Here is a 12,701-nt window from a genome sequence, read left to right as displayed (position 1 = left end):
TGTTTGCATTCTGAAAACTTTTTGAGAGAAGCCAGCAGAAGTACAAAACATTACATCTATTACAAAGTTATAAACCAAGCCGAACTTTGTAAGGGGATGCAAATGTTCTAGTACTCGACCACATAAGTTTTGACAGGTCGCGAGGCGTCAGATTACCGACTTTTTTAAAAAAGTCGGGGGTCTTGACCAACCTATCAAAATCAATTTGGTGAACTACTAGGCTACCTTTACAAGAGGTTTACAGATTGCTGAGGATTGCTTAATACCATCCATAACAGAATCAGCGTTTTACAATATCGGGGATGTAAAGGTGTAAATCCATTGTTGTTTGTGATTGGTTAGTGCTAACTAATCAAGTCCTTACAGACAATTGGTTATGGCTGTATTCTAAGCTGCACCTTTACACTCCATTCCTTTTTCAGTTATCAGTTGTCAGTGAACAATAACTGATCACTGAGGTATCTATCAAGTTGAGGGTTTTATTTGGGCAAATGGAATCTATCGAACTCGCGTTAATAGGAAATAGCGCTTATACAAAGTAGCTTTTCTCCCTTGTCTTCCCTGTCTGTCTTGTTTCTTGGGCGACTAATATCTTTGAACGTAACTTGTTATCAGGCTTTTGTGGCTTGTTTTCCTGTCCATCGTTGCCAACGTAAAATTCCCTCTTCAATTCGCTTGGGATCTTCGTCTCCAGCAAAACAAATTCGTCTTAAACGTTCACAAGCAATTAATGCTTCACCATGTCCTATAGAAGGAATAATTACAAAACTACCTGGTTTGGTAAAAAAGCTAATCAAGTAAGAAACAATTCCTTCAACACCCTCAATGTCAGGATGATGATTTGGTTTGAGCAAAGGTTCTTGGGAGAAAATAGCAGTGTATATGTTTCCTATAACTAATTCAAATCTAAAGGGCATTTGATTACATTTGCAAAGATTGTAGATTGATCCTTCACGACACATCACAGCTACAACATGAGCTTCGTTGATTAAATAGTCGTGCTTCCAAGAACAACAAGGAGGAGCGATCGCTAATGCAGCATTAGATGGTAAAAGTTGAATAAAATCTTCAGCAGTAGTATCGCCGCAATAAATCATATGTCGATCTAGAATCCAAACTTCGTCAGTCTGTACCTGAATTTCATCAGTCTTAATATTTTTTGATACACGTTGAGTTGACTTGCTAGACTCTTTGGCTTCCTTTTGGGCGATCGCATTTTGCACAGCAATTAACTGAAGTTGTTTTTGTTTCTCTCTTGCTTGTGCTGCTAGCTTTTTTTGCTTTTCTAGTTCGGCTCTTTTTTGTTGTGCTTTAGCTTCTTGCGCTGCTATTTCTGCTTGTTCTGCCTCTTGTCGTTCTTTACTACCTGCCCTAGCTACTTTTAGTAATGCTGAAGTACTCTTGGCAATTGGTGTTCCTTTAATCATTTCTTTAACTTCTGGAACTATGTTTTTAGCAATTTGTTTACCATATTGTAAAGTTCGCTCTGTATAGCCTATTTCTTGTGCTAACTCTAATGTTGTTTTCGGGGGTGGTGAAAATATTTCACCACCTCTTTGAGTAAATTGGTTGTCTCCTACCTTTGCTCGTAGTCCCATCCTTTCTAAAATCCGGTCGCGTTCCAGCCATAATTCAGACCGTTCTAGAGCATCTAATTCGCTACGAATTAAATTTTCGTCAATTTCTGCTAGACGAGCATGGTCTTTGTCTTCACAAGTAATAATATGACATTCTATTTCTTTGAATCCAATAAGCTTACAGGCAGTCAGACGGTGCAAGCCTGCCACGAGATTGAGGTTTTGGTCTAAAGTAATAGGATTTAACAGTCCATTAGCTTTAATGGACTCCATCAACTCAGCGACTTTTTGGTCATTCAGAGGACGCCTGTTTGGAAGAATATTGACACAATTAATGTCAACGGAGGACATAGCATTCTTTCTCTATTAATCCAAGATTTAATTGAAATGTGATAGTCGGAAATTGAAAAGACATTATTATGTGTTTTATGAAGTGTTTAAACTTGTTTACTATATCTTTTAAAATCTTTACCATACATTCAACCGGGTTTTCAATGGTATACACCTCCAAACACTAAATACACATTTGATAAATCATTGCTAATTATTAGTATAAGTTATTGTGTGGGTAATTTGCTGTCAAACGCTGATATCAAGTGGTTACTTGCTACACATATGGTACACTCTAGCTCATGAGTTTGTTATTAGATAACGCTAAAATCGCATTGTATAGTTAGTTAAGACTAGCCCAAAAATTAAGAAAAAGTTAAAAATAAAACTTACTGCTAGAAGTATGTCAATTTAACATGTAAGCTAAGTTCAAATGGCAGACTTCCCCATTGGGCAAGTAATAAATGCTCCAAAAACCAAGAAAGATTTTCTTGCAATTAATACAGTAAAATAAAAAAATATCTAACTGAAAAAACTTAAAAAGCTTTATTACAATCAATATTCTTCTGCCCTATCCAATAGCTATCTTCTTGCTATTAGCTTTATTGGAGTATTTTGATACCTCAGTCCTTCTCCTATAAACTATCTAAATCTAAATCATGCAAAAAGAATATACCCTTATTGGTAGATATTTCTGATACGCCTATCTCTCTTAAGAGATAAATTAGACGAAAGAATAATAATTCTGCTGAGCTACTAAATAGTAATTGCTGATATTCAGCAAAACTTATATATTGAATCGGTAATTTTATACTCTCTTACAGAGCAATGACTCCTAAGATAGTTGCAACAAAGGGATACTTCTGTAAAGATGTTTGTCAATTTCTGGAAATTATTTTTTAAACCCAATTGATATAAACAGTAGAACCATATGAAACTACTTGCGGAAACAGAACCTCTTTCTTTAGAAAAGCGTGTTGGAGAAATAGATTACCAAATCATCCATATTACTAGCGGTCGCTTCCGGATTAAAATTCCTCGATTATCTAAAGATGTAGAGTATACCAACCAACTTATTTGGTTAATTGAGTCTTTCGACTTCATCATTAACGTTCGCATTAATCCAGCAGCAGAGTCACTCATCATTCACTATCAAGAAAACCTTGTTTCTGGTACTACGGTTCAAGAGAGTCTACTGACGATGATTCAACAGGCAGCGATCGCCGAAACTTCGTCAGAAATAGTCCGGACTCAAACAGAATTTAAATCAGAACTTGACTGGGTGTTAGAGAGAGTAGGAATGCCTGTCTTTAGTTTAGGATTAGCACTCCTAGCCCAACACTTCCTACCTGTTCCACCTTTGTTGGTGGCAGGAGTGGTAGCTGTTGCCGCAATTCCCTTTATTCAACGTACACTCGATCTCATGGTGACAGAGCGTCATTTGGATGCGGATATTCTGGATATCCTCTGGATGAGTCTTTATACCATCAAAGGTGACTTTGTCGGCCCAGCATTAATGGTCAGCCTCATAGAGTCAGGAGATGTACTCAGAGACGCTACCGCCCGTGCTAATGAACAACAAATGTTAGATTTGCTGCAAGGAGTAGATAAGTACGTCAGGATAGAGCGGGATGGACAAGAGGAGCATATTCAATTAAGTGAGGTGAAAAAAGGCGATCGCATTGTTGTTTATGCAGGTGAGACAATTCCCGTGAGCGGTCGGGTATTAAGAGGTACTGCTCTCATCGACGAACACAAGCTCACAGGTGAATCTAAGTTAGTTTCTCGCTCAGAGGGACAAGTCGTCCATGCTTCAACCCTAGTATTAGAAGGTAAAATTTGTATCCTCACAAAACGCACGGGCAAGAATACTCGCCTTGGCTTAGCAGTGCAACTGATGCAATCTGCGCCAGTACACGATACTCGCGTGGAAGATTACGCCTCTAAAATCGCCAATGCGCTAATCGCACCGACCCTATTATTAAGTGGAGTCATTTTTGCCTTTACGCGAGATGTATCGAGAGCGCTTGCTCCCCTCCAGCTTGACTTTGGACACGCCATTCGGATTGCAGTTCCCACAACTGCGCTTGCAGCCGTCACCTATGCTGCTCGTCAGGGAATTTACATCCGCAGTGGTCGAGCTTTGGAAATGCTAGCACGGATAGATACCATCGTCTTTGACAAAACTGGAACCTTAACTCAAGGAAATGCAGCCGTCGTAGCGATTGAAACAGCACACGAGCAAATTTCGCCCCAGGAAATCCTAGCGCTTGCTGCTTCTGCTGAACAAGGTAATTCCCACCCTGTAGCGAGTGCCATTATTCGCCGCGCTGAAGAAATTGGAGTTGAAATTAAACCTTCTACAACCAAGGACTATCGTATTGGTTTAGGAATTGTTGCCCAGATTGAGGATGCAAAGGTTTTAGTGGGTAGCGAACTGCTCCTGCAACAAGAGGGTATCAATTTAGATGCCATCCACAAAAAATATCCAAACTTGAAAACTAGCACTTACTCCCTTGTTTATCTGGCTAAGAATAATCAACTACTGGGAGTTATTTTGTTTACTGATCCTCTGCGTCCAGAAAGTACAAAAGTTGTTGAATCTTTACAATGTCAGGGTATGACAACTTACATGTTAACAGGAGATAATCAGCATGTAGCAAATCATGTAGGTACTCAGTTAGGCATCAACCAGGATCACACTTATGCTCAAGTATTCCCTGACAAAAAAGTTGAAGTTATTTGTAGTTTAAAAGACAGAGAGCGGACGGTTGCATTTGTTGGTGAAGGTATTAACGATGCTGCTGCTCTTGCTCATGCTGATGTCTCGATATCTTTTCTCGAAGGAAGCGATATGGCCAGAGAAACTGCTGATGTCGTACTTTTGGATAACGATCTGCGAGGTATTACCCATGCTATTGCCATTGCAAAACGAGCAATGGACATTATTTATCAGAATACAGCGATCGCTGCAATTCCCAATATTAGCGTTGTCCTCGCAGGAGTTTTATTCGCATTAGATCCAGTGTTAGGAGTAATCATCAGCAATGGTTCAGCCTTACTAGCAGAACTAAACAGCTTCCGACCTCTATTTGAGCCTGACACAGACCCCGACTCATATGTAGTAGACGAATCCTTAATCTCTACGTTTGCTAATTCTCAAGAAGCCAGTAATTCTAGCAACACCAAAAAAAAGACAACAACAATTTCTGATTTATTGCCTACTTAAAACATAAAATATGTGACAATTATAATATCGACTTCTAATACCAATTCATTATAATGATGCACTTGATAATAACCCCTACCTCTGGTGTCCTTCCAAAACACCGAGGGAATACAGGGGATAGAATTAAGCTCAACTTTATAGATATGGTATAGGCAAGTCAATCAATTTTGGATTTTAGATTGACTGCACACTACTTGCGGGATGCAGCTTCGAGATTTTAGAGCAAGCAATTTTAGGTTTATGCCTCTGACAAGTGATGGGGCGTAAACCAAAAACCTTAATCCAAAATCCAAAATTGGTACTGTCAAAGATTTAACTTAGGTAAAGAGGTTATCATTATGCCTCGCTGCCCCGTTTGCCAAAGTAAGTATATCCATAACAAGGACGATTATTGTCCTTGCTGTAATTGGAATCTGCCACCTTATCCATTTCCTATGGCGTGGATTCCCGAAATTGTCCAAAAAGAAAACATCAGATTGGCTTGGGCGAAACAAATATGGACAGCCTTTAAGTTAGCCCAAGAACGATTCAAGCAAGCACAAATGCAGCTTGAGGAAGCAAAGCAACGTGCATCACAAATTAGTTTGCAGTTTGAACAAAGCTATCAAGAACGGTCTACTCTTACCGAAACCTTGCACAAACAAGAAGCCAAACTCACACTCTTGCAGGAGCAGTTGCAGCAATCGACTCAACAGATAGCACAACTACGAACTGAACTAGAGGGCATTAAACAAGAGCGCAAGCACAAGCATACAATAGTACCCCACTTCCAGTTAGAGAAAGTTTCTACTTCAGTCAAAATACAAGAGTTTAGCTTTGAAGTTGTCACCTTAAACAACTCGGGACAACCAATCAACTGCTCTATCAACAAAGCACAATATTTTCAAGAGTATCTGGGAAATAATGTCTTTCTGGACATGGTTTACATTCCAGGAGGAACATTTTTGATGGGATCTCCTGGGGATGAATTAGGGCGAGAGAACAATGAAGGACCCCAACATCTAGTCGCCCTTCCACCTTTCTATTTCAGCAGATTTCCCATTACTCAAGCCCAGTGGAGAGTGATTGCTCAACTTCCCCAAATTAACAGATATCTCAACCCAGACCCCTCTAATTTCAAACATCCAGATACTCCTGTTGAAAAAGTTTGCTGGTATGATGCCATTGAGTTTTGTGCAAGACTTTCCCAACTCACAGGACATAAATATCGACTACCAAGTGAAGCAGAGTGGGAATTTGCGTGTCGCGCTGGAACTACAACTCCTTTCCACTTTGGTGAAACTATCACCTCTAATCTCGCTAATTATGACGGTAGCTATATTTATGGTTCTGGAACGGAAGGGCCATATCGCCAACAGACTACTCCTGTTGAATATTTTCAAATAGCTAATGCTTTTGGGCTATCGGACTTACACGGCAATGTCTGGGAATGGTGTGCTGATTCTTGGCATGAAAACTATCAGGATGCACCTGCTGATGGCAGTATTTGGCAGTTAGATGAGTCTAATAACTGTCGTGTATTGCGAGGTGGAGCGTGGTATTGTCTCCCCGCCCTCTGCCGCTCAGCCCAACGACACTGGGATCAGGCAGATCACGCAGGTAGTGGTACTGGTTTTCGAGTAGTCTGTTTTACAATCTAAGAGAATAGTGATTCAATAGTTATTTATCCTTAATTTATGATATAAGAAAAATTGAGAGTAAAACTGTAAAACTCTATTTTTCAAAAATCAGTTCTAAAAGCAGCTAAGTAGTTGCTTTTCTTTGTAGATTTTCAAGTTTTGTCCAGCAATTACCTATTTGGGTTGTATCTTGTCATCAGCAATATCTAAATTGCATAAATGTATATTTATGTAATTTGATGTTGACTTACTGGAATTCACCATCTGTTTCCCTCAGCCTAAGCTGAGATAAAGATGATGAACTTATATTTTCTGTTTTTCAATAGAGAAAAGTGAGGATAAACGTGTCGCCACAACAAGTAAAACAATTAAATCAACTAAAACAATTCCATCAACTAGTTCTTCAAGATTCTTCCTTAAAAGAACGTTTAAGAGTAGCGACAGACCAAGCCAGTCTTGTAAGCATAGCAGTACAGTTGGGAACTGAACTGGGTTATAGTTTTACCTACCAAGAAGTCGAGGCTTATATTGACCAAAATATATTAACTTTAATGAGACAATTTTTATTTTAAGAAGGAGTGTAAGGTTACTTGCTGTAAAAACTTAGTTTATATAAAGCCTGCTGATGCGGGCTTTTTGGCGTTGCATAATAGCGGTATGAATTGAGGTCAATTAATCATGGAATGTCCACGCTGTGGATCTTGTCATAACCGTAAGAATGGAAAGAAAAGAGGTAAACAGAATCACATTTGCTGTGATTGTGGTCGTCAATTCATTGATGTCTATAAACCACCCAGGGGCTACTCGGATGAAATCAAACAAGAATGCCTAAAAATGTACGTCAATGGTATGGGATTTCGTGGAATTGAAAGGGTGAAAAACGTTCATCATACTACCATTATTCATTGGGTTAAACGAGTGGGTACACAATTGGCGGATACACCAAATTCAAAGGAAATTCCGCAGGTGGGAGAACTAGATGAATTAGAAACATTTATTGGTTCAAAAAAAATAAAATCTGGTTGTGGACGGCGGTAAATCACTTTACTCAAGGTATTCTTGCTTGGGTTTTAGGTGATCGTAGTTCGACTACTTTCCAACAGTTATGGAACATTGTCCAGTGTTGGCAGAGTTATTTTTACGTCACAGATGGATACCCTGTTTACCCTTGTTTTGTTCCTGATGGTGACCAAATTGTGAGTAAGACCTACATGACACGAGTCGAAAATGAAAACACAAGGCTTAGACATTATTTGGCTCGTCTTCATCGTAAAACTTTATGTTATTCCAAAACCGAGGAAATGCTGAGATACTCTGTTCGATTGTTATTGCACTACCTCAAATATCGTTCTGTTCCCTTACCTGCCTAAAACATACCTTTATTCAGCAACGCCGGCTTTTTTTATAGCCGCTATTCGGCATTGCATAAAATGAGGATGAATAATGAACCGCCCTACTCTACGAGAAGCCACTTCGTGTCTACGTGACGGAAACCGGAGCCACTGCGGTAGACTCATCAAGACGGCAAGAACGCCAAGAATTAACTTTTTCGGTTAACAGAGAAAATAAAATCTCGCAAATATGCAACGCCAAAAATAGAATTATAGAGATTACTAATAGTTTTCATTACAATTATTGTAAAAGTTATTCTCTTGCTTCTCTACCTGCACCTATAACATAAGAAAAAATAATATGAATGTAAGAGGACTATATAGGGAACAAAAGTATTGAAAACCGTTCTATATCTAAAAATTGATATATTTATCTGTAAATAATCTATTTTTTCAAAATCTCTCAGATTATTCCCGAAAATAGTTTCTAATGCTCTCTATCATTACTATAATCAATAAAATTTCTCTTATAAAGAAAGCATATTGATTGATAGTATACTATTGTTAAATTTAAATCTTCTTTTAAAAATGATGAATTACTTAAAACAAAGTTAACAAAACTTTCTATCTTTATATTTGATTTTTTATGTAAACTCTTCTTTAATTAGAGATAACCTTAAAGTAGAAACACACATCACACTTCTACGCATAAATCATTTCTTGGGAAATGGTTGGTTTATTTGTGGGGCGACAATTGATGTTGTCTCGAAAAAAGAAGGTTGCTAAAACTTTTATATCACTCAAGTTTTGGTAATTCGATGATTATCTAACTAATAATAATCATCAACTTCTTTGATTCTAATCAAAAAACGTCAATCAAATTAACAAATGACTTGATCTTTCAACAGTTAATAGTTCAAAGCTTGGCAAAAAATTCCTACCAAACTTTGATGTATTTATGATGATTCAGGAGACTAATTAAAAGCTTCCTGAATGCACATTCACAGTTACAAGCTGTAAAGACTTGCAAAAATTTACAGCAAGTTATTGTTTTAAGATTTGTACCTTGGACAACAACTCAATATAGGAGTGCCTTATGACGGTTACAGCAGTTGCGGATAGATTGGTTATATCAGTAGAGGCTCACTCCAGTCAGGCAGAAAACATTCATTATCAGGTTGTGCATTGGATACCAGGACGTTTTCGCATCCGAATTCCTCGACTACATGAAGATGAAGAGTACACTACTAAGCTTAAATACGTTCTTGACACAGTCGAATTTGTGACAGAAGTCGAAATCAACGCCCAAGCTAGTTCCCTAGTAGTTAGTTACAAACATCAACCAACTGCAACTGCCATTGCCATAGTGCAAGAAAAGCTATTCACTGCAATTCAGCGAGCATCTGAGGTTGAAGTTCCCCTGGGATGGACAGGGGAAACTGAAGAGAAAAAAGCTGATAATGAGGTTGATTTTGTAGAACGATTAGGATTTCCTATTGCAGGTTTGGTGTTGAGTGTGGGGGCGCTAGTCGGCTTGCCAATTCCAGGTTTTGTGATTGCAGGTGTTGTATTTGTTGGCGCAGTGCCAGTCTTTAAACGAGCATGGGAAGCAATTCAACAAGATCGTCAACTGACTATTGATTTCCTTGATGGTTTGGCAATCTCCTTACATACCCTCCAAGGACACTACTTTGCACCTTCGTTTATGTTGGGTTTAGTAGAAGGTGGTGAAGCCGTTCGGGATATGACTGCTCGTGGTAGTGAACGAGCCAATCTTGACTTGATGTCTTGTTTGAATAAAACTACCATCGTTATTCGTGATGGTCAGGAAATAGAAATCGACACGAAAGATGTGGTAGTGGGTGATCATGTCCTGGTATACCCCGGCGATCAGGTTCCCGTTGACGGCATCATCTTGACAGGTACTGGTATTCTTGACCAGTGCAAGCTGACTGGAGAATCAGTTCCTGTGACTCGTCGAGAAGGCGATGAAGTGTTTGCTTCAACGCTACTAGTAGACGGTAACTTGACAATACTGGCAGAGCGAACTGGCAACAACACTCGTGCTGGTGTAATCGTCAACTTAATGCAGGCGGCTCCGGTGCATGATACCCGTGTCGAAAACTATGCGGCAACAGTGGCAAATCAGTTTGTGCTGCCTACCCTGTTAATTGCTGGTGGTGTTGGGCTTGCTTCAGGCAACCTTAATCGGGCAGTTGCGCTGTTGACACTAGACTTTGGTACTGGCATTCGCGTTTCCGTCCCCACAACAATTCTCTCTGTACTCACCTACGCCGCTCGTAATGGCGTCCTTATCCGCAGTGGTCGAGCCATTGAAATTTTGGCAACCATCGATACCGTTGTCTTTGACAAGACAGGAACATTGACCATCGGACATGCAGGCGTCAATGACATTGATATCATGGACGATCGCTTCACTAAGGATGAGGTGTTATGTCTCGCTGCTACTGCTGAACAAGGGCTGACCCACCCAATCGCGGAAGCGATCGTTCACAATGCTAGAGATAAGGGACTCGTTCTCAAGGAATGTGAAGAGTGGGAGTACAAAGTCGGTTTGGGTGCAGCAGCAAAAATCGATGGAATGCAGATCATTGTGGGTAGCCCCCGGTTTATGACTCAGGAAAACGTCGATCTAGATGAATATGATCGCCGCTACCCAGATGCCAAGTCTGGAGGGCAATCTCTGGTATATGTGGCAGGTGATGGCAAACTCATAGGTGTGATTCGCTATAGCGATCCACCACGGGAAGAAAGTAAGGCAGTGATCAAGGAACTAAAGGAAATGGGCATCAATGCTTATATGTTAAGTGGTGATGTCACACGAGTAGCTAGAGCGATCGCTGGTAATTTAGGCATGAATCCTGATAACATCTATGCAGAAGCCTTCCCAGAGAAAAAAGTTGAAGTTGTCAAAGGATTGCACGACAGTGGAAAAACTGTTGCCTTCTGTGGAGACGGTATCAACGACTCAGCAGCTTTAGCATACGCCGATGTTTCCATCTCCTTTGCAGGTGCAACAGACATCGCCAGAGAAACCGCTGATGTGGTACTAATGGAAGACGACCTACGCGGCTTAATCATGGCAATTAAATGTGCCCGCCAAGCAATGGATATTATCTGGCAGAATACAGCGATCGTTGCCATTCCTAACCTCGGCGCTCTGCTCTCAGGTATTTTCTTTGCCCTCGATCCAATTTTGGCAGTCGTCATCAACAATGGTACTGCTATTTTGGCAGAACTCAATGGTCTACGTCCATTGATGGGACCGGGTGATGTCACTCCATTAGGCCATACACTCAGTGCAGTCGAAATAGCCGAACAAGAGAATCGGCTTCACCAGCATCAACCCACATCTACATCTAACCAAGTTCTACCAACCTATGATGTGCAGGTTGAAGAGGTTCTTGTTTCTTCCCAATTGCAATCTGAGGTGAAAGAGCAACTAGCTCACACCAATGGACATAGCAACCATGAAAATGGCAATGGCAATGGCAATGGCAATGGCAATGGCAATGGACATAAAGAAAATGCTGCTATTACTCTAAATGGAATAAATGTTTCCCTAGTCACTAGTCAACCAACCACAGTTAAGGCAGCAAAACCTTCTGAAAATAAAACAGTACAACTCAAGCAAAGTGAATTAGCAAAACGCTTAGGATTATCTGCGCAAGCACTAACACGTCACCGTTCCAGACCCGGTTTCATTGAGTGGAGCAGAATCCAAGATCCAGAAGGCATTGCTTGGGTATACGAGCCAACAACTAAGTCTTTCCATGTAGTTGATTCTGTAATCTACGGAGTGCAATCACCTGCCGAGAGTTTAGTTTAGCTAGAGAGAGCATGGGATATCCATAGGGTGTCCCTTTCTCTTGACATACTAAATATAAAGTATTCAATTAAAAATGAACTTACATTCTGGAAACAATAAGCTTGACCAAGCTAAATTACAATTCTACGGTTCTATATTCAAAATGAACTCATATATAACAAAAAAAGAGTTCTGTAAAATCAACTTAGAACCATGTAATTCCAAATTTGCAATGAACTTATTCCTAGACAAGAATGGGCTGAATACAATATTTGTGCTTTGAATCCCCAAAAGAATTTGTATGTTCCAAAGAATTTTAGTGGCATTAGATAACTCAGAAACGAGTCAACATGTTTTTGAAGAAGCACTGTCGATTGCTAAAGTAACCCATGCACGCTTGATGCTACTACATGTTTTGTCGGATTTAGAAATTGGCTATCCAAATGTCAAAAATCTAGATGAACATTTAGATAAATGGGAAGAGTACAGTAAAAAGGGACTAGAACTATTACAAACTCGTCAAAATATTGCCAATTACACAGGTGTCAATACTGGTTTCACTCAAATCCCTGGATCTGCTCCCTCCACCATCTGCAATTTGGCTAAGTCTTGGAAGGCTGACTTGATTGTAGTTGGACATCAAAAAATGTCTCACTTCCAAGAATTAGCTCGGGGAAGCGTTAGTAATTACGTTATGCATTACGCACCATGTTCAATTTTAACCATACAACCAACATAGCAATCAACACTACCAAATAGGTCGGCATAAATAAAGTTAGATACTTA

The 12,701-nt window shown here is 39.8% G+C and carries 7 protein-coding genes; 6 read left to right on the top strand and 1 reads right to left on the bottom strand.

Features of this window, described 5'->3' with window-relative positions; translation table 11 throughout:
* Positions 1-611 precede the first annotated feature (611 nt).
* On the bottom strand, positions 612-1,928 hold the full coding sequence (locus tag RS893_RS22340) for a ParB/RepB/Spo0J family partition protein (protein WP_315787886.1): 1,317 nt from the start codon (positions 1,926-1,928) through the stop codon (positions 612-614).
* 910 nt (positions 1,929-2,838) lie between these two features.
* Between RS893_RS22340 and RS893_RS22335 the strand changes: the two genes are divergently transcribed.
* The 6 genes from RS893_RS22335 to RS893_RS22310 all read left to right on the top strand — a co-directional run bounded on the left by RS893_RS22335 (position 2,839) and on the right by RS893_RS22310 (position 12,654).
* Positions 2,839-5,136 carry a heavy metal translocating P-type ATPase gene (locus RS893_RS22335; RefSeq protein WP_315787885.1) on the top strand — a complete coding sequence of 766 codons (2,298 nt, stop codon included), beginning with the start codon at positions 2,839-2,841 and terminating at the stop codon, positions 5,134-5,136.
* Positions 5,137-5,474: 338 nt separating this feature from the next.
* Positions 5,475-6,776: a formylglycine-generating enzyme family protein gene (locus RS893_RS22330; protein ID WP_315787884.1), complete on the top strand. Its 1,302-nt coding sequence runs from the start codon at positions 5,475-5,477 to the stop codon at positions 6,774-6,776.
* A gap of 323 nt (positions 6,777-7,099) precedes the next feature.
* Entirely contained in the window at positions 7,100-7,327 is a 228-nt protein-coding gene (locus RS893_RS22325; RefSeq protein ID WP_016868883.1) for a Nif11-like leader peptide family natural product precursor, read from the top strand.
* 106 nt (positions 7,328-7,433) lie between these two features.
* A protein-coding gene (locus tag RS893_RS22320) for an IS1 family transposase (protein WP_315784082.1) occupies positions 7,434-8,125 on the top strand; the annotation gives its coding sequence in 2 pieces (ribosomal slippage) (positions 7,434-7,758 and positions 7,758-8,125; 693 coding nt in all).
* A gap of 1,057 nt (positions 8,126-9,182) precedes the next feature.
* Positions 9,183-11,936, top strand: a complete 2,754-nt coding sequence (locus RS893_RS22315) for a heavy metal translocating P-type ATPase (protein ID WP_315787883.1) — start codon at positions 9,183-9,185, stop codon at positions 11,934-11,936.
* A 280-nt stretch (positions 11,937-12,216) separates the two neighbouring features.
* Positions 12,217-12,654, top strand: a complete 438-nt coding sequence (locus RS893_RS22310) for a universal stress protein (protein ID WP_315787882.1) — start codon at positions 12,217-12,219, stop codon at positions 12,652-12,654.
* The last annotated feature ends 47 nt before the right edge of the window (positions 12,655-12,701 follow it).

Source organism: Fischerella sp. JS2, from assembly GCF_032393985.1.
Taxonomy (GTDB): domain Bacteria; phylum Cyanobacteriota; class Cyanobacteriia; order Cyanobacteriales; family Nostocaceae; genus Fischerella.
Note: the sequence above shows the minus strand (reverse complement) of the source record. Positions and strands in the feature narration are given on the sequence as shown.